Source organism: Wenzhouxiangella sp. XN79A, assembly GCF_012272825.1.
Lineage (GTDB): Bacteria > Pseudomonadota > Gammaproteobacteria > Xanthomonadales > Wenzhouxiangellaceae.
In genome coordinates this window covers 18940-37651 of record NZ_JAAWWS010000142.1, presented here as the reverse complement: position 1 = coordinate 37651, position 18712 = coordinate 18940, and the positions used below count along the sequence as shown (strand labels likewise).

Below are 18712 nucleotides of genomic sequence, written 5' to 3'. Positions count from 1 at the left end.
CGACGGCCCAGTGTACCCCGTCGTTGATCCTGTAACGTTCAGCGCGTCGGATCGCGATGAAAAGCGGGCTCGCCCTTCCGGAGTGCGTCCGAGTCGACAGTGCTGCGTTCCGGCCCGACGTTCCGACCCGACGTTCCGACCCGAGTAAAGGCCTTGTCATTCGCGGCGGGTCGCGCCTTGCGCTGTCGACTCGGCCACACTGCCGTCTCGGTCGGCTTCAAGGCGTTCAGTGACCGAACGCGTTTCGGACGATCAGGTCGGGGACGCTTGGGCATACTATGGATCGATACCCACCGGGATCGGGTCCATGGAACTCCAGGGCAGCATCACCATCAACGGGAAGAAGTACGAAAAGGGCGATACCGTCCCCTGGTATACGATCTACCCGTTCTTCCTGCTGCACGTGGGAGCGTTCGGCGTCTCCGGGTTCTTCATGGCCTATGCCAGCGACGGCCCGGAGCTCGGGTTCCTCTATCTCCACGGCGGCTTCGCCTGCCTGATCTACCTGGTCTTCTACGTCACGCTGTTCGGCGTCGATCGGGTGCGCTGGATGTTCATCAACGCCGCCCTCGGCCTGTTCGGCATCTACGCCCAGATCGACTGGATCCTGGCCCTGTTCGGCAAGCAGGCCGGCGACTTCTCGGCGGCAGTCCACTTCATCCCGTTCTTCTACTACGTGCTCTACACCTTCCTGCTGCACCAGATGGTGCTCGACGTGTTCAAGGCCCGCAGCGACGAGCGGAAGCGCCAGCGTATCGACCTTCTGTACATCGTGCTTTCCGTGGTCATCTACGGCGCGATCTGGCTCGGTCAGCGCTGACCGGGTCGAACTGCGGCGAACGGTCCCGGACCGAGCGGGCCGGCACACGATCGAATTGAAGGGTTCCGATGCACTGATCCGTATGTCTTCGTGAACCCAATCGGCATACCGCAAGCGCGGAGCCGGAGCCTCGGAGATGGACCCACGATTTTCGTCGAAGCGCCTGCTGCTGGTCGCCGGACTGGTCGCCGGACTGATCGCCCCGGTCGTTGCCGTTGCCCAGCCCGTCCAGCTCGTGTCCGCACCGGTCGACCCGGACTTCTTCGACGGGTTCGGCAACGACAATTCCGGAGGGATCTACTCCTGCGGGTTTTCCGACGACGGCAGCCGGCTGGTGTTTTCCAGCTCCGCCTCCAACCTCGTCCCCGACGACCGCAACGGTACCTTCGACGTCTTCGTTCACGACCTCGGCGACCCGGGGCTCCAGCTGGTCAGTCGCACCAGCGCCGGCGAACAGGCCGACGATTCCACCGGCGGACCGACGATCAGCGGCGACGGGCGCTACGTGCTGTTCGACTCCCGGGCCGGCAACCTCGGCGTCGTCGGCGCGTTCCAGGGCTTCCGGCGCGACCTCGACACGGGAACCACGGTGCCGATCAGCTTCGCACCGGACGGCAGCGACCTGCCCAATGCCGATCCGATGGACCTGTCCGGCGACGGCAACCTGGCCGTGTTCATGGCCGACGACCAGGTCTGGCTGCGCGACATCGCCCAGGGCACCACGCTCCGGGTCAGCGACGGGATCGACGGGCAAGGTGCCGACGACCTGGTGAGCCTGCCCACGATCTCGGGCGACGGCAGCCGGGTGGCCTTCCAGAGCGCCGCGACCAACCTGGTCGTCGATGACACCAACGGCGAGCGCGACATCTTCCTGCGCGACCTGTCGCTCGGCACGACGACACGCATCGAGGGAATCGGCGGTGCCGAACCGGACGGGGAATCGGAACTGGCCCGGATTTCCGGCGACGGGGGCTGGATCGCGTTCGAGTCCGACGCGACCAACCTCGTCGCGCTCGATACGAACGGACAGCGCGACATCTTCCTGCACGAAATCGAGACCGGCATCACCACCCGGATCAGCGAAGACGTCGACGGGATCGGCGGCAACGCCCCCTCGAGGCGCCCCGCCATCAGCCCGGACGGACGCTTCGTGGTGTTCGAATCGGAAGCCGACAACCTCCTTCCGGGGCTCACGGGCATCGAACGCCGGCTCCATCTCTACGACCGCCAGTCCGACACGCTGACCCGGTTCGCGGCCGACGCGGCGTTTCCCCAGACGCCCTGCATCACCAGCACCGGAAACGAGGGCTGGGTGGCCTACCGGACCACCGCCCACCCCCTGATTCCACCCGAAATCGGCCACCTGCAGCTGATGCTCGAGCCGTTTTCCACCGCCACACCGACCGGTGCCGCGCGCGAGGGAACGACCGTGGTGTCCCGGGCAAGCCCGCCAGTGCCGGTACCGATCGGCAATGGCAGCAGCCTCAAGCCCGCGATCGCGGCCGGAGGCGCCTTCCTGGCCTTCCGGTCGGATGCCGGAAACCTCATCGGGGCCTCGCCCGGCGGCACGCAGATCGTCCGGCTGAACCTGGCGACGGGTGCGCTCGAAGTCGCCTCGCTGGGTTTCGACGGTGAACCGGAGCGGCTTTCCTTTCCGGCTTCCGATCCGTCGCTCAGCGCCGACGGCAATCGCCTCGCCTTCCTGAGCCGCTCGCCGAACCTGGTGCCCGGCGATACGAACAACGATGAAGACGTGTTCGTTCGCGACATCGCCGCGGGTCAGATCGTGCGGATCAGCGTCTCCTCGAGCGGCGACGAAGCCGACGCCGACAGCCTGCTGCCGGTACTCTCGGCCGACGGCAGCGCCGTGGCGTTCCGCTCCACGGCCAGCAACCTGGTCCCCGGCGACGGCAACGGGGATGCCGACATCTTCGTCCGCGAGCTGGCCGCAGGAATCACCGAGCGGGTCAGCGTCAACATCGACGGCAGCGAGGCCGATGCTCGCAGCGAGAATCCGGACATCAGCGGCACCGGCCGCTTCGTGGTGTTTTCATCGCGGGCCGACCTGCTGAATCCCGGCGGCCCGCTCGGAATCGAGCAGGTCTGGCTGCGCGATCGCCAGCTCGGCGTCACCGAGTTGATCAGTTCCACCCCGAGCGGCGAGCCGGGCAACGGTGCCAGCAACCGGCCGCGGATCTCGGCCTCGGGCCGCTGGATCGCGTTCCGCTCATCGGCCAGCGATCTCGATCCGGCCTTCCCGGGGGTGACCGGCTCGTCGATCTACCTGCACGACCGACAGTCCGGCGTCACGTCCCTGGTCAGCGTCGACGAAGCCGGCAACCCGGTGCCGGTCGACGATTCCGGAACACCGCGCCTCGCGGCGGACGGCAGCGCGGTGCTGTTCCGGCGCTTCATCGACCCGGGAGGACTTCCCGACGACACGGGAGACGAGCCGACCGTCGCGCGCGCCGACCCGGAAGGCACCCTGTACGTCTACCACCGTCTCGACCAGGCCACGACCCGCGTCGATCCGATCACCGTCGACGGCGCTCCGCCGGACGACTGGCTGGAGCCTGCCGCCATCGAGCCCGGCGGCCGCGTGATCTACGTGGTCAGCCTGGCGAGCAACCTGGTCCCCGCCATGGTCAACGGCGAACAGGACATCTACCGCATCGACCTCGACGCGATCTTCGCCGACGGCTTCGAGACGCCGCAGCCTTGACCGACGCTGCACCGCCGCCGACCGCAACGGCGCAGCAGCCGATCGCGCGCGGGCTCACCCGTCGGAATCGACCGCCTCGAACCGTGCCAGCGGCGCCATCCGGGCCCGGTTCAGCGTCAGTGCCCCATTCGCGCCCACGCTGAAACTGTCGGCGGAGGTCAGCACGTCGGTGAAGCGGTCTTCGACCGCCATGTCCGGGCACGCCATCATCGTCATGGCCAGGTTCGGGCCGAAGGTGATCCGCTGGCCGCTCCTGATCGCGTAGGCGCCGTTGAACATGTTGCACGACGCGTTGCCGTGCACGCGATCGTCCTCCGGATCGAGTTCGAAGTACGGCCGCTCGCGCAGGCCTTCGGCGTCGACCGGCGCGCCGCCCAGCTCCACCAGGCGCCAGCGGCGTCCTTCGATGCGCGGATCTCCCAGGTGCTGGTCGAGCACGACGTTGGCACCGCTCTCGGTCACGACGCGCTCGCCCTGCCCGTCGAGCAGGAACAGGCGATGCTCGCCGACCTGGTAGTAGGCCGGATCACCGTCGTCCGGGATCAGCGTCACGGCGCTTCCCCGGTCGTTCCACTCGAAACGTCCCCTATGGATGTCCGGGACCGGCGAATCGCTCAGAGGACGCAAGGTTCGTTCGAACCGGCCGTCGTCCGACAGCGTGACCGTCACCGCGGTATCCGGGCAATCCGGGCAAGGCTCGATGCCGGAATACGTGCCGGACCAGTCCAGCGACAGCCGGCTGGAATCGGCCGGCGTCGGGGATGCGAAATCGCCGGATTCGCGATCGGCTGACGGTGCGCTCACGGCGCGATCGGACGACGCCGGCGCGTCGCCGTCACCTCCGGAGCAACCGATCAGCGCGCCGCACAGCAGCACCGCAACTGTCCGCTTCGAGGGCATCGATCGGCGATGCGCGGGCGAAGGCGTCATCGAACGATCACTCAGGCAGACCTCAGCGCAGCGAGCGTAGTCCGACCGCGGCGAGCAGCAGCACCATCATCAGATACGCCCATCCGGGTACCGGCACCGGCGTTGCCGCAGGTGCGCCGATCTGGACGAATTCCTGGCTGACGTCCTCATTGGTGCCGTCGGATACAACGGCGCAGTCGACGCCGATACCGCACTCGGCGACCGGGCCGGGGCCTGCGGCGTAGGAAAAGCCGTCATTTCCTCCGGCACCGATCCCTTCGACATCCAGCGTCAGCCCGTCGCCGAGCGGACCGCCGTCGAGGTCGTACACCAAGCCCTGGAGGTCAGCGAAACCGAGCGTGAAGCCGGCCACGATCGAATTTCCGGAGAACGCCATCTGGAAGTCGGTAATTTCGCTGTCGAAGGCGCTCAATTGCCCGTTCGAGTCGAGGTCCTCGCCGGTGAACGACCCCGTCACCATGGCACCCTCGGCAAAGCCGGTCTGGAAGAACTCGAACGTCTGGGGTTGGGCGACGGCCGAAGACGCCACACCGAGAAAGAGAACAACAAGCAGGACACGCTTCATGGACAACTCCGTGAGTGCAATTGCATTGGTGGAATGACAGCGACGGCCGAGCCCGCTCGACCCTGGCCGGAAACAGCATATCACTGTGGTGATCGACTGCAAGATCAAGAGCGCCCGCCGGCGCGCTGGACCGGCCTGGTGGCGACACGGGCCTCCGGGTAGGATACAATGATACGAACGATTCTCATTATCTGAACGAGGTCCACCCATGCAGCGTTTCGTCACCTTCGTCGTGTTCGCAACGGCCCTTCTGTCGGCCCCCGCGATCCTGGCCGACGAGCGCCCGGATCATTTCCGCGGCGCGCCGTCGGAATCACTGGAGCAGGCCCGGCAGAATTTCGCCGAAACCACCGCACGCATCGACGACGTGCTGGCCCGCGGCGAACTGACCCCGGCCGATCTCGCTGCCGTGCACGAACTCACCTACACGCTGGAAAACGCGCTGGAGCGCATCGACGAGGAATACGACCGGCTCGAAGAACAGCTCGAGGAACTTCACCTGGCCTCGGAAGGCGCCGACACCGAGCGGGCCCGCGAACTCGGTCAACGCTATCTCGAAAACGCGCGCCGATTCCTGCCCTGAGCTCCAGCGCGGGGCCATCTGTTTCGCTGGAGTGCAACGTTCGCCTCGTGCCCCCCCGGAGCGCGAGCCCTTCACGGGACGATCACGCCCACCGGCATCGCCTTGTTAGGGTGAAGGCGAACTCGAAGCCGGAGCAATCGATGAGCCATGACGTGCTCAGGAGTGAACACATCGAGCAGGGTCCGCTGGGCGATCTCCAGCTGGCCCGGGGCAAGCGATGCGGCCTGAGGATCTGGAAGGATCACATGACCGCGAAGAAGGCCGAGCGCACCCGGCCCTACGAAATCGTCGGCTACGTCGCCAAAGGCAAGATCGTGCTGATCGTCGACGGCGAAACCCTGGAACTGGTCGAAGGGGATTCCTTCGTCATTCCGCCGGACACCTCGCACGCCTATGCGATTCCCCAGCCGGCCACCGTCATCGAAGCGACCTCCCCGCCGGCATTCCGCGAACCGGATTGACGCCCGGGCCCCGTGGGCGGTCCGAGCATCATGTCTCGCCGAGCACCGCTTTCAGCGCCGCCGAGCGGAAGTGCCGCCGCGCGGTGATCGCATAGAAATGCTCATGCACATCGGGCACTTCGCCGTACTTCTGCAGCAGCCCCTGCCCCAGCTCGTCCTGGACCACGACCTCCGGCACCATCGCGACCGCGCCGGAGTCGCGCGCGAGCAGGCGCAGCATGGCCATGTCGTCGACCTCGGCCAGAATCCGCGGCACGACCCCGAGCTCCTCGCACTTCAGGTCGAACTGGCTGCGGATCTCGCTGCTTCGGCCCGGCAGCAGCAGCGGCGTGCCGGGCAGGTCGTCCGGAAATCGGAACGGTCGCCCCGCCCGCGGCGGGCCGACCAGGCAGACCGACTGCCGATCCAGGCGCCGGCAGCTCAGCGCCACGTGGTCGTCGGAGGTCACCGGACGGTTGGACAGGATCAGGTCGAGCCTGTGCACCCGCAACCGTTCGATCAGTTCGGCCAGGCTGGCCGACTCGATCACCAGGTGAAGGTGCTCATCGCCGATCACCGGTCGCAGCAGGTTCTGCTGGAAGTTGCGTGACAGGGTCGCCACGGCGCCGACCCGCAGCTCGGGCAGGTCCTGCCCCTCGCCAGCCCGCACCGTCTCCATGAGTTCCGCGCCGAGATTGAAGATGCTGTCGGCGTAACCGAGCACCAGCGTCCCGACTTCGGTCAGCTGCAGCGAGCGCCCTTCGCGCAGGAACAGCGCATGGCCCAGCTCCTCTTCGAGCTGGCGGATCTGGGTCGAGATCGCCGACTGCGATACGTGCAGCCGCTCGGCCGCCCGGGTCAGGTGCTGCTCCCGGGCGACGACCCAGAAGTAGTGCAGGTGGCGGAAGTTCAGGCGACGGAGTCGTTCCGTTCTCATGACCGTTCTCGACAATCGTTCTTTTTTATAGAACATTAACTATATTTAAATCTATTTTACTGAATAACAGACCGCGGGCAACATGCGCAGCCGACACGAACGACCCACGGAGCCCCGCGATGGACCTGCTGCTCGACTTCTTCGGCCGCCTGATCACCCAGTTCCAGTCCCCGGCCCTGGCCTTCCTGATCGGTGGCATGCTGCTGGCCGCCTGCGGCAGCAAGCTGCAGATTCCCGACGCGATCTACAAGTTCTGTGTGTTCATGCTGTTGATGCGCATCGGGCTGCAGGGCGGCCTGGAAATCCGCCAGGCCGATCTCGGCGAAATGCTGCTGCCCGCCGTCATCGCCTTCGTGGTCGGCTGCGCGATCGTTCTGGTCGGTCGGTTCACGCTGGCCCGCCTGCCCGGCGTGCGGACCGAGGACGGCATCGCCACGGCCGGCCTGTTCGGTGCGGTCAGCGCCTCGACGCTGGCCGCCGCCATGGTCATGCTCGAAGAACAGGAGGTCGGCTTCGAGGCCTGGGTGCCGGCACTGTATCCGTTCATGGACATCCCGGCCCTGATCCTGGCGATCCTGCTGGCCAACATGTATTTCGCCAGGACCGAAGGCGGCAAGCGAGCCCGGGTCCATGCCGGTGCGATCATTCTCGACAGCCTGCGCGGCTCGGCCCTGTCGGCGCTGTTGCTGGGCCTGCTGCTCGGCCTGCTGACGAATACCGAACGGGTGTTCGAGGGCTTCTACGACCCGCTGTTCCGGGGCTTCCTGTCGATCCTGATGCTGACCATGGGCATGGAGGCCTGGACGCGGTTGAGCGAACTGCGGCGCGTAGCGCACTGGTACGTGGTCTACGGCGCCTTCGCGCCGCTGGTCCACGGCCTGATCGCATTCGGGCTCGGCACCATTGCGCATTACATGACCGGCTTCAGTCCGGGCGGCGTGGTGCTGCTGGCCGTGATGGCCGGATCGAGCTCCGATATCTCCGGCCCGCCGACGCTGCGCGCGGCGATTCCGTCGGCCAACCCGTCGTCGTACATCGGGGCGTCGACCAGCATCGGCACACCGGTGGCCATCGCCATCGGCATCCCGCTGTACATTGCACTGGCCGAGGCCGTGTTCGGCCTGTGAAAGCCTCGCACTTCACCACCACGCGCCGAACGCGCGGGAGGAACCCATGGATCATCACAAGGCAAGCAAGGTCGTCATCATCACCGAGAAGATCATCGTCGAGAAGGTGGCGAAGCTCATCGAGAATGCCGGCGCCCGCGGCTACACGATCACGCCCGCCGGCGGCAAGGGCAGTCGCGGCGTGCGCTCGACCAACCGCGCCAACGTCGTCGACGAGTTCAGCAACGTCAAGATCGAGGTGATCACCGGCAGCAAGGACGCGGCCAACCGCATCGCCGACGACGTGGCCGAGCAGTTCTTCGACCACTACTCGGGCATTACCTACCTGGAAGAAGTCGAGATCCTGCGGCCGGACAAGTTCTGAGCCGGGCCGGCTCGACGAGTGGTCACGGATCTGCTGCGGACCGGCTGAAGGCGCGATCGATCCGGCATCGATCACCGCCATTGGTGATCGATAGGCCGGATTGAACATTGGACGCAGCCGATCCTATACTCGGGCTCCGCGGTCTTACCCCTTGAGGAGCCAGCATGAAGAAACGGAACGATCCGCTCGTGCAAGCCAGCCCCGAACAACGGCGCCGTTTCCTGCGCCTGTTCGGCACCGCCGCCGCCATCCTGCCGATCACCGCGATCATCGGATGCTCCGACGACGCCGCACCGCCGCCGGCCGGCCCGGCCCGGTCGAACGACACGGCATCGAGCCCGCCACAGGCCGACGCGCCCGAGCCGCAGCCGTCCCGCCAGCCGGAGCCGACGCCCGAGCCCGAACCGGACGCCATGGCCCGGCAGCCCGCCGAACCGGCCGACTCCGGCGACATGCCGCAGGTCGGCCTCGACGACCCGACCGCGCAGGCGCTGGGCTACAAGCACGACGTGGCCAACGTCGACACCCGGAAGTACCCGCAGTACCGGCCCGGCCAGGTCTGCGCCAACTGCACGCTGTACCAGGGCGCGGAAGGCGAGGCGTGGGGCGGCTGCCAGCTGTTCCCCGGCAAGCTCGTCAACGCCAACGGCTGGTGCAGCGGCTATACGCGCAAGGTCGGCTGATTCCGCCGCGACCCCGGGCCGGCCTCCGGCCCGCGGACGCCTGTTCGCCGTCGTTGCGCCGGCCGCAGCGATGGGCCACCCGGTCAGCGCGGAGACGCGATCGGCTGCCGCCCGCCCGGCAATCGATCGATCTCGCCGCGAATGGCGCGCATGTCGTCGACGCACATCGCGTGGTCGCGGGCGCCGGATTCGTCGTGATACTCCATGCCCGGATGCATGAAGCGGATCACGCCCTGCGCATCGACCAGAAAGCTCACCGAGGTCGCCGGTCGACCGCGATCGGAAACTCCAACCCCCGTTGCTCCACGGCTCGCTGCACCCGCGGCAGGTCGAGCGGATCGTCGCGGCCGGCCTTCGGGCTGGAACACGCCGATGACCGTCAGCCCCTGCGACGAACACTGCCCGTGAAGAGCACTAGGTGCCGGCGCGCTGCCGGCGCAGAACGGGCAGGTGCCGGTCCACCAGCGCACCAGCAACACCCGGCCGCGCAACGGCTCCAGCGATAGCGGGTCGGTGTTCATCCAGGCATCGAACTCGAGCGTCGGTGCGGACGCTCCGACCCGGTCGGCCCCGGCATTGCGGTCCATCGATGCCAGCGAGCCGGGCATCGACGCGACCCGCGCCTCGACCTCGGTCGAGGCGCGACCGTCCGCGAGCAGTCGATCGCGATCATCGTGCCGGCTCTCCACCACCGGAATCCCGTCGGCGGCAAGCGATGCCCAAGGCACCGCCAGGGTCGTGATGATCGGAAATCGCAGCAGGGCTCGACCTTCAGGGCAACAGCGTGCAGCCCGACACGGTTCCGATCCGGGTGCAGATCCCTGACCGGGTTCGCAACCGATCTCGACGCCTTTATCCAGATCAAGATCCCGCGGCTTCCGATCGTGCACCGTAGACATCGAGCGGCATACGCCATGCCGATTCCCATCCAACATGCGAGGACGATATGAAGAACCAGCTACTTGCAACCAGCATCGCTTCAGCACTCGCCGTCGGCCTGACTGCCCTGCCGGCCCATGCCGAAGAGCAGACGGGCCCCTTGAGCGGCCTTGAAGAGGACACCTCGATCACGCTCTCCGGCACCATCGTCGAGGAGCGCGAAGACGAATTCGACCTGATGGTCGGCGCCGAGACCGTGACCGTCGACATCGAAGACGACATCCGCGACGGCGGTGCCTACACCCTGCTGCCCGGCGACCGGGTCACGGTCACCGGCCAGGTGGAAGATCACTTCTTCCAGGGCAGGGAACTCGAAGCCACTGCCATGCACATCGACAAGATCGGCACGACCTTCATCCTCGACGAGGACTACGCCGACAAGTACGGCATGGTGTCCGGTCGGATGATGGACGACTACGTCCAGGTCTCCGGCGTCGTCAAATCGGTCGACGATGACGAATTCCGGATCCACACCAGAGCGGGCGGCGATTTCACCGTCGAAGTCGACGAACTGGCCGACAACCCGCTCGACGACGACGGCTACATGAAGATCCGCGTCGGCGACTCGGTCAACGTCTTCGGCGAGATCGACGACGACTGGATCGAAGGCCGCGAAATCGTGGCCAGCAGCGTCGACGTGCTTCGCGTGGGGGTCATCGTCGAGTGATGTGACCCGACATCCGGCCGGCCTCGCCGGCCCCGGACGTCATGAGCGAACCGGGCCCCCGGCCCGGTTCCTCGATCACGGCAGCACTTCGGCACCAACGGCGACCTGCACAGCGCGCCGGTCCGCGTTCCGTCGGCTCCATCGAGCGACCGCTGCGTCGCCGGCCGGCTACGCCAGGCGGGTTCGTCAACGTCCACGAAGCCCGCCGCATGCTCGGGCGGCGGCATCGACGGCTTCGTGCGCTCGGTGATGGTCTTTTCCCGACGACGTTCCGCGTCGCGTCCACCACAGCGAATCGGGCCTCGGCACGCTCCTCGCCCGCTTCGCGGCCATTACCTGCGATCAGCCCAACGGCGTGTTCACCACCGAACGGTCGGACAACCGAAGCGCTCCGGCCGCCGGCCCGGCGCCGGCGGCCCTCCGCCGCCGTGCCCGTCGGGCGCTCCGGGGCCCGGTCCGAGGCTATAATCGCGGGGTTGACCTCGCGCGACGTAACGGCCCGCTCGGAGGGCGCGTTCGCGCTTCAGACCACACCGAAGGGCCCGACCATCCATGAGCGTGTACACCGACTACCTCGCCGAAATCGAACAGCGCAAACTCCAGGGCCTGCACCCGAAGCCCATCGACGATGGCGCATTGATCCGCGAAATCATTGCCCAGATCCAGGACCCGGACCACGAACACCGGACCGACTCGCTGCAGTTCTTCATCTACAACACCCTGCCGGGCACGACCTCGGCGGCGGTGGAGAAAGCGAGGTTCCTGAAGGCGATCCTCCAGGGCGAGGCGGTGGTCGATGAAATCACGGTGCCGTTCGCTTTCGAGCTGCTGTCGCACATGCGGGGCGGGCCGTCGATCGGCGTTCTGCTGGACCTGGCGCTGGGTGACGATGCCGATCTCGCCCGGCAGGCCGCCGACGTACTCAAGACCCAGGTGTTCCTGTACGAAGCCGACACCGACCGCCTGAAGGCCGCCCACGCCGAAGGCAACGCCGTGGCCACCGAGATTCTCGAAAGCTACGCCAGGGCCGAGTTCTTCACCCAGCTGCCCGAGGTCGACGAAGAGATCAAGGTCGTCACCTACATCGCCGCCGAAGGCGACATTTCCACCGACCTGCTCTCGCCCGGCAACCAGGCGCATTCGCGCGCCGACCGCGAACTGCACGGCAAGTGCATGATCTCGCCGGAAGCCCAGGCCGAGATCCAGGCGCTGCAGGCCGCGCATCCCGACAAGCGCGTGATGCTGATCGCCGAAAAGGGCACCATGGGCGTCGGCTCCTCGCGGATGTCCGGGGTCAACAACGTTGCCCTGTGGACCGGCAAACCCGCCAGCCCCTACGTCCCGTTCGTCAACATCGCGCCGATCGTGGCGGGCACCTACGGAATTTCACCGATCTTCCTGACCACGGTCGACGTGACCGGCGGCATCGGCGTCGACCTGAAGAACTGGGCCCGCAAGCTCGACGATGACGGCAAACCGGTGCTCGACGCCGACGGCAACCCGGTGCTCGAGCAGGTCTACTCGGTCGCCACCGGCACCGTGCTGACACTGAACTCGAAAACCGGCAAGCTCTACGACGAAAGCGGCGAGCAGGTGCTGGCCGATATCCGTGCGTCGTTCACCCCGCGCAAGCTGGAGTTCATGCGTGCCGGCGGGTCCTACGCCGTGGTGTTCGGCAAGAAGCTGCAGACGCTGGCAGCCGAGACGCTGGGCATCGAACCCCCGACCGTGTTCGCACCGTCGCGGCTGGTCAGCCACGAAGGACAGGGCCTGACCGCGGTCGAGAAGATCTTCAACGCCAACGCGCTGGGCGTGCCGGAAGGCAAGGTGCTGCATGCCGGCTCCGATGTCCGGGTGCAGGTCAATATCGTCGGTTCGCAGGACACCACCGGCCTGATGACCTCGCAGGAACTCGAGGCCATGGCCGCCACCGTGATCGCGCCGACCGTCGACGGGGCCTTCCAGTCCGGCTGCCATACCGCCTCGGTCTGGGACCTGAAGGCGCAGAAGAACACGCCGAAGCTGATGGCCTTCATGAACCGCTTCGGCCTGATCACCGCGCGCGATCCGAAGGGCGAATACCACCCGATGACCGACGTCATCCACAAGGTCCTCAACGACATCACCGTCGACGACTGGTCGATCATCATCGGCGGCGACTCGCACACCCGCATGTCCAAGGGCGTGGCCTTCGGTGCCGATTCGGGCACGGTCGCGCTGGCGCTGGCCACCGGCGAGGCCTCGATGCCGATCCCGGAATCGGTCAAGGTGACGTTCAAGGGCAGGATGGCCGACCACATGGACTTCCGCGACGTCGTCCATGCCACGCAGTCCCAGATGCTCAAGGCGTTCGGCGAGAACGTCTTCCAGGGCCGCGTCATCGAAGTCCATATCGGAACGTTGTTGGCCGACCAGGCCTTCACCTTCACCGACTGGACGGCCGAGATGAAGGCCAAGGCCTCGATCTGCATTTCCGAAGACCGGACCCTGATCCAGTCGCTGGAAATCGCCAAGTCGCGCATCCGCGGCATGATCGACGCCGGCATGGACAACGAAAAGCAGATGCTGCAGGGCCTGGTCGATCTCGCCGACCGGCGCATCGAGGAAATCCGCTCCGGCGTCAAGCCAGCCCTGAAGCCCGACGACAACGCCCGCTACGCGGCCGAAGTCGTCATCGACCTCGACCAGATCGTCGAGCCGATGATCGCCGATCCGGACGTCCACAACCCGGACGTATCGAAGCGCTACACCCACGACACGATTCGCCCGATCTCCTACTACCAGGCAAAGAAGAAGGTCGATCTCGGCTTCGTCGGCTCCTGCATGGTGCACAAGGGCGACATGAAGATCGTCGCCCAGATGCTGCGCAACCTGGAGCGCGACACCGGTGAGGTGAAGTTCAACGCACCGCTGGTGGTGGCCGCACCGACCTACAACATCATCGACGAGCTGAAGGCCGAAGGCGACTGGGACGTACTGCAGAAGTACTCGGGCTTCGAATTCGACGATTCCGCACCGAAGAGCGAAGCGCGCACCCAGTACGAGAACATCCTCTATCTCGAGCGCCCCGGCTGCAACCTGTGCATGGGCAACCAGGAAAAGGCCGCGAAGGGCGACACCGTGCTGGCCACTTCGACCCGCCTGTTCAAGGGCCGCGTCGTCGAAGACGCAGAAGACAGGACCGGCGAGTCCCTGCTTGCATCCACGCCGGTGGTCGTGCTGTCGGCCATCCTCGGCCGCACCCCGACGCTGGAGGAATACACCGCGGCGGTCGAAGGCATCGACCTGACCACCTTCGCGCCGCCGAACCAGAAACCGCTGGATTCCCGCTCGGTCCATTTCTGACCGACGCGCGCGGCAAACAAGCACATGGCGGGCGCTCGCAGCGAGCGCCCCTCGTTCGTTCCCGCCAACCCCGGGATACTGCAGTGCCGGCGGCGCGACCGCGCCATGTCGGAACGTCCGCAGAACGGGCGTCGTCGACGCAATGAGAATGAGTTCAAGGTGTTCTCCAGGTCAAGTCGCGACGCGTGCACCCCGCCATTCATTGTGTGACGTCTGGAGTGCGCCTGAATCGACAGTGCAAGGCGCGGCCCGCAGTGAATGGCCAGCCCTCTACAAGGGACCAACGCCGGAATGTCGGTTCAGGCGCGCTCCTTGAAGGGCGAACCGGAGCGCCTTCATCTGCGGCGTTCCGTCGCCTGGAAAGGACGCTGCCGTTCCCTGCGAGACAGGCCTTGCAGCCAAACGCTCTCCGGCTCGCTATACGTTACACAATGAATGGCGGGGCGCACTAGTGCGCCCGCGACCGGAAGCTCATGGAAACCACTTCCACGGCCGTTGCGACAAGAATCCCCGACGTGATCAATCCGAACAGCGCAATCACGATGGCGAGGAACTTGTTCCGCCCGGTCGTCGGTCGAAGATCGCCGTACCCGACCGTCAGCGCCGTGATGAAACCGAAGTAGAGGCTGTCGCCGATGGACCATCCCTCGCGGCGTCCGACCCACGCGGAAAGCCCGGCGATGATCGCCCCCAACCCCAGGAACAGGGGAGCAAGCAGCCAGAGCACGCGGGCCAGGTTCCAGAGAAAGGAAAAGGTGAACTCCATAGCGAACTCGTCCCCAGGGGCGTCCAGTGCGACGGCCGATCCGTCACGTCGGAGCGATTCTGCCGAGCCGTAGCGGGCTCATCGGGCCGGCCGCATCGAATCAGCGACGTCTATCCTTGTTGAACGAGCAGGCGCTCGATCTGGCGCCGGATCGCGGTCATGTCGTCGACGCACATCGCGTGGCCTGGCGATCCGTTTTCGTCGTGGTACTCCATTCCCGGATGGACGAAGCGGATCACGCCCTGCCGGTCCAGCAGGAACGTCACCGAGGTGGCCGGGCGGTCCGGCCCCGTCAGCCACCATTCCTTCAGGGTACCGGTCCGCCAGTTCCAGTCGACGGCGATCGGAAACTCGAAGTCCCGCTGCTCGACCACGCGCCGCACTCGTGGAAGATCGAGCGGATCGTCGCGTCGGGCCTTCGGATGGAACACGCCGATCAGCGTCAGGCCCTGCGGGCCGAACTCGTCGTGAAGGGTTCGCAGCGCCGGCGAACTGCTGGCGCAGAACGGGCAGGTGTCGGTCCACCAGCGCACCAGCACCACCTGCCCGCGGAGTTCGGCCAGCGTCATCGGCTCGACGTTCAGCCAGGCGTCGAAGCGGAACGGCGGGGCGGCCACGCCGATGCGATCCGCGCCGGCGTCGCGGTCCATCGTGCGCAGGCTGCCCAGAACCGAATCGATCCACGCGTCGGCGTCGGCCTCGGTATACCCGTCTTCGAGCAGACGATCCCGATAGTCGTCCCAGCCCTCGATCGGACGGACGGCTTCGCCGGCCGTCGAGTGGGTTGGCACCAGGAACACCATCAGCAGGATCGATAACAGCAGGATCGGGCGAATCATCGGCACGGCCTCGGGGATTCCGGCTCCATCCTGACACCCCGACCGACCGGCCGCAAGGCGCCGAAGGCCGGATACGGCCCGGGAGGCAACCGGATCGGCGGTGGAGTATGCTCGGAACATCGACCGACGGGAGTTCCGCCATGCAGATCGCCGAACGTCACATCGGATGGATCCAGGCCGCGCCGAACCGAGCGCGCACGGCGCTGCTGGCCGGAAGCGCGGTGCTGATCACCGCCCCCGTTCTGATGGTTGCGCCCGCTGCGCACTGGGCCGGCGACGCCGACCTGCTGCTGCTGATGCGCGGCATGGCCGGCATCAAGAGCGCGCTGGCGCTGGCCGCGCTGGCCGTCGTGGCCTGGCGGCTCGGCAAGCCCGAGCTGCCGCGGACCCGGCTCGTCAGCTACGTCGGTTGCGTCTGGGCGATGGCGCTGGCCACCGGCCTGATCTGGCAATTGACCGCGATCGTTCCCGCGTCGGTGCTGTTCCATGCCGCGACCCTCACGCTGCTGGTCACCGCCTGGCGCGACACCTCGCCGGTCTCAGCCCGACATCTGCGGGAAGACCACGGCCAGCGTCCAGCCGAAGGCCACGGCGCTGGGCAGCGCGCTGACCAGCGGATCGCCGGTCCTGCGATACACCCAGCCGCCGATCAGGCCGTAGATCAGGAAGTACGGAATGATCACCACGGCAATGATCAGCAGGAAGAACAGGTCTTCGAACGACAGCGCTACGGCTAGGCCCAGCGACAGCAGGAAGCAGAAGCGCGTCAGCAGGTGCGCACCGCGCGGCACGTCCGGTCCGCGCGTCAGCCACTCGTCGGCCAGGAAGTAGATCAGCGTTCCGCCCAGCATCAGCGCCAGCAGCGGCACGCGCGGCTCGGTCACCGCGAACGACGTCACGAACCGGTCCATGGCCAGCCCGAAGACCCCGGCCGCGTAGAGCGTCGCCGCGATTGCCGCAACCACGGCCGCACCGACCCTGCGGGACCGCGTGGCCACGACCGGCGTCGCCCGGCGCCGCCGTAGCCCGATGCAGAACCCGGCCGTGATCAGGCCGTACAACCCGAAATGCACGGCCAGGTAGCCGCCGACCAGCACGCCGAGGAAATCGGCCGGAAACGCGAACAGCAGCAGCGGCGTCGCAAAGGCCGGCACGAACGCCGCCGGCAGCAATTCGCGCCAGCGCGGATTCAGGCCCCGCGCGGGCTCGACGACCTGCGGCAGCAGCCTGGACAGCGGCCAGGCCAGCAGCACAAGCCCCGCGAACAGCATCAGGATCGCCGAGCCGCGACCGTCGTTCGCATCGTCGTACGGCCCCGGCGCACGGCCGAACGAATGATCCAGCCAGCTCACGGTTTCCTCCAGGCTGGTCGGGCTGTACAGCACGCCGACGTGCTCGACGCCCGGCGCGAACACCGCCCGGCGGGCGCTGCCGTCGTCGAACTCGCCGTAGGTCACGCCCGGCTCGGGGTCGTCAGCGACCAGCCCGACCACCCGCAGCGCTTCGTCCTTGAGTCGGCCTTCGAGTGCGCCGACGATGACGAGGAAATTCTCCGGGGAAGACTCGGTGACGGCCGGCGAGAACAGCGAGATGGCCACCGCCGCGTCCACCCCGGGGTCGGCGTCGGCGTAGCGCACGATGATGTCGGAGGCCATGGAGTGGCCCAGGATCGCGAAGCGCTGCCCGGCACCGGGCAGGGAGCGCGCGTACTCGGCCACGGCGGCGGTCTGGTCGACCAGGGTCCGGGTCGCGCCCTCGACATCCATCACGTCGCCGGCCAGCGGCTCCAGGTTGCGTCCGTGACCGTAGTAGTCGAACGTGACCGCGAGGTAGCCGTTGCGCGCCAGCGAGTACGCGAAGGCCTCCATCAGCTGCTGCGACCCGGCGAAGCCGTGCGAGATCAGTACCACCGGCAGCCCGTCGGCGGTCGGCGCCGTCGGCGCCTCGGTGGGCGCGGCGCCGGACTCCGCCGCGGGTCGATACACGGTGACCGGCGTCGGGCCCAGCCAGCTGCGCTCGGCCTCGACCCCGGCCTGGGCCTGCCACAGCCGGGCCAGCGCGAACGCGATCGAGACCAGCGCGAGCGCCGTGGCAACGGCCAGCAGGATCCGCCTGCGCTTCGACCTCCCCGCGACCGTCATTCCGCCCCCCCCGTGCTTCCGGCGACCGCCGTTCGGGTCGGTACCACGCAGCCTGACTGGTTCATCGGGTCCATCCATCCTGAGCTGGCTCCATGATAGGCAGGAATCGGGGTCGAACGGGCCGCTCGTGTACCGCCTCGGGGCGTCGCCGGCACTTCGGCTAGACTGAACCTCGGGCGATGGCCGTCCGCGTCCGGTATCCCGTTTCGTTCCACTTCCTCCAGGAGACGTCCATGAAGCCGTTCCGCAACTCCACGCTGCTGCTCGTTGCCGTGATCACCCTCGCCGGCTGCGGCGATTCCGCCGAACCGAGCCGACCGGCCGACCCGGGTTCGAACGCCTCGACGGACGCCCGGGACGCCACCGACGGTGCGTCGGAGAACAGCGAATCGACCGCGGGCAGGCTCGCGCTGACCGTCGACGGCGTGGCGAAAACGTTCACCGAGTTTCCCGCCGACCGGAACCTGAGCATGTCGATGAGCACGATGATCCTGGCCCGGCCGTCGGCCGACGCCACGGAAGAGTTCTCGATGGCGGTCATGAGCTTCGATCTCTCGAAGGCCGAACTGCCGGCGACGCTGCAGCTCGGCATGCGCCAGGCCATGGAATCGGACGATCCGTCGCAGTTCGCCAGCGCGCCGAAGCCGCTGATCAGCTACGTCTCGCCCGACGGCGTCGACTACAGCAGCTATGCGACGATCGTGTTCGACACCTACGACAACGGCATCGCCACCGGCCGCGTCGACGACATCGAACTGCAGCCCTCCGACGGCGACGGCCCACCGGTGATGCTGTCGGATATCCGCTTCGAAGTCGCGCTGTAGGCGCTCCGTTCCCCGAACCC

General features: G+C 67.0%; 17 protein-coding genes. 10 read left to right on the top strand and 7 right to left on the bottom strand.

Annotation, left to right across the window (positions count from 1 at the left end):
* The first annotated feature begins 307 nt into the window (after positions 1 to 307).
* Positions 308 to 820: a hypothetical protein gene (locus HFP89_RS06245; protein WP_168716787.1), complete on the top strand. Its 513-nt coding sequence runs from the start codon at positions 308 to 310 to the stop codon at positions 818 to 820.
* Between the two features lie 136 nt (positions 821 to 956).
* Positions 957 to 3542 (top strand): PD40 domain-containing protein, encoded by a 2586-nt coding sequence (locus tag HFP89_RS06240; protein WP_168716786.1) that lies wholly within the window; start codon positions 957 to 959, stop codon positions 3540 to 3542.
* 54 nt (positions 3543 to 3596) lie between these two features.
* Here HFP89_RS06240 and HFP89_RS06235 read toward each other — a convergent pair whose 3' ends face one another.
* Both HFP89_RS06235 and HFP89_RS06230 read right to left on the bottom strand, forming a co-directional pair.
* The gene (locus HFP89_RS06235) at positions 3597 to 4346 is read right to left on the bottom strand and encodes an META domain-containing protein (RefSeq protein WP_168716785.1); all 750 of its coding nucleotides are present in this window, start codon (positions 4344 to 4346) and stop codon (positions 3597 to 3599) included.
* Between the two features lie 148 nt (positions 4347 to 4494).
* Complete coding sequence (locus tag HFP89_RS06230; protein ID WP_168716784.1) at positions 4495 to 5037, bottom strand: hypothetical protein; 543 nt, start codon at positions 5035 to 5037, stop codon at positions 4495 to 4497.
* 208 nt (positions 5038 to 5245) lie between these two features.
* Between HFP89_RS06230 and HFP89_RS06225 the strand changes: the two genes are divergently transcribed.
* Positions 5246 to 5620, top strand: a complete 375-nt coding sequence (locus tag HFP89_RS06225) for a DUF6746 family protein (RefSeq protein ID WP_168716783.1) — start codon at positions 5246 to 5248, stop codon at positions 5618 to 5620.
* Positions 5621 to 5760: 140 nt separating this feature from the next.
* Positions 5761 to 6081 (top strand): cupin domain-containing protein, encoded by a 321-nt coding sequence (locus HFP89_RS06220; RefSeq protein WP_168716782.1) that lies wholly within the window; start codon positions 5761 to 5763, stop codon positions 6079 to 6081.
* 28 nt (positions 6082 to 6109) lie between these two features.
* Here HFP89_RS06220 and HFP89_RS06215 read toward each other — a convergent pair whose 3' ends face one another.
* Positions 6110 to 6997, bottom strand: a complete 888-nt coding sequence (locus tag HFP89_RS06215) for a LysR family transcriptional regulator (protein ID WP_206212247.1) — start codon at positions 6995 to 6997, stop codon at positions 6110 to 6112.
* A 119-nt stretch (positions 6998 to 7116) separates the two neighbouring features.
* On the opposite strand from HFP89_RS06215, the gene HFP89_RS06210 reads away from it, so the two are divergent.
* The 3 genes from HFP89_RS06210 to HFP89_RS15790 all read left to right on the top strand — a co-directional run bounded on the left by HFP89_RS06210 (position 7117) and on the right by HFP89_RS15790 (position 9171).
* Positions 7117 to 8124 carry a sodium-dependent bicarbonate transport family permease gene (locus tag HFP89_RS06210; RefSeq protein WP_168716780.1) on the top strand — a complete coding sequence of 336 codons (1008 nt, stop codon included), beginning with the start codon at positions 7117 to 7119 and terminating at the stop codon, positions 8122 to 8124.
* A gap of 46 nt (positions 8125 to 8170) precedes the next feature.
* Positions 8171 to 8488, top strand: coding sequence for a hypothetical protein (locus HFP89_RS06205; protein ID WP_168716779.1), 318 nt, complete (start codon positions 8171 to 8173; stop codon positions 8486 to 8488).
* Between the two features lie 164 nt (positions 8489 to 8652).
* On the top strand, positions 8653 to 9171 hold the full coding sequence (locus HFP89_RS15790) for a high-potential iron-sulfur protein (protein WP_206212246.1): 519 nt from the start codon (positions 8653 to 8655) through the stop codon (positions 9169 to 9171).
* Positions 9172 to 9254: 83 nt separating this feature from the next.
* On the opposite strand, the gene HFP89_RS06195 is transcribed toward HFP89_RS15790, so the two are convergent.
* Positions 9255 to 9899 (bottom strand): redoxin domain-containing protein, encoded by a 645-nt coding sequence (locus HFP89_RS06195; RefSeq protein ID WP_168716778.1) that lies wholly within the window; start codon positions 9897 to 9899, stop codon positions 9255 to 9257.
* A gap of 218 nt (positions 9900 to 10117) precedes the next feature.
* Here HFP89_RS06195 and HFP89_RS06190 point away from each other — a divergent pair, with 218 nt between their 5' ends.
* Together HFP89_RS06190 and HFP89_RS06185 are read left to right on the top strand one after the other, a co-directional pair.
* On the top strand, positions 10118 to 10777 hold the full coding sequence (locus HFP89_RS06190) for a hypothetical protein (protein WP_168716777.1): 660 nt from the start codon (positions 10118 to 10120) through the stop codon (positions 10775 to 10777).
* A 552-nt stretch (positions 10778 to 11329) separates the two neighbouring features.
* Positions 11330 to 14122, top strand: a complete 2793-nt coding sequence (locus tag HFP89_RS06185) for a bifunctional aconitate hydratase 2/2-methylisocitrate dehydratase (protein ID WP_168716776.1) — start codon at positions 11330 to 11332, stop codon at positions 14120 to 14122.
* A 448-nt stretch (positions 14123 to 14570) separates the two neighbouring features.
* On the opposite strand, the gene HFP89_RS06180 is transcribed toward HFP89_RS06185, so the two are convergent.
* The 3 genes from HFP89_RS06180 to HFP89_RS06170 all read right to left on the bottom strand — a co-directional run bounded on the left by HFP89_RS06180 (position 14571) and on the right by HFP89_RS06170 (position 17868).
* The gene (locus tag HFP89_RS06180) at positions 14571 to 14888 is read right to left on the bottom strand and encodes a potassium channel family protein (RefSeq protein WP_168716775.1); all 318 of its coding nucleotides are present in this window, start codon (positions 14886 to 14888) and stop codon (positions 14571 to 14573) included.
* Between the two features lie 110 nt (positions 14889 to 14998).
* On the bottom strand, positions 14999 to 15727 hold the full coding sequence (locus HFP89_RS06175; RefSeq protein WP_168716774.1) for a TlpA disulfide reductase family protein: 729 nt from the start codon (positions 15725 to 15727) through the stop codon (positions 14999 to 15001).
* 539 nt (positions 15728 to 16266) lie between these two features.
* Positions 16267 to 17868, bottom strand: a complete 1602-nt coding sequence (locus HFP89_RS06170; protein WP_168716773.1) for an alpha/beta fold hydrolase — start codon at positions 17866 to 17868, stop codon at positions 16267 to 16269.
* Positions 17869 to 18101: 233 nt separating this feature from the next.
* Between HFP89_RS06170 and HFP89_RS06165 the strand changes: the two genes are divergently transcribed.
* Positions 18102 to 18692, top strand: coding sequence for a hypothetical protein (locus tag HFP89_RS06165; protein ID WP_168716772.1), 591 nt, complete (start codon positions 18102 to 18104; stop codon positions 18690 to 18692).
* Positions 18693 to 18712: the final 20 nt, after the last annotated feature.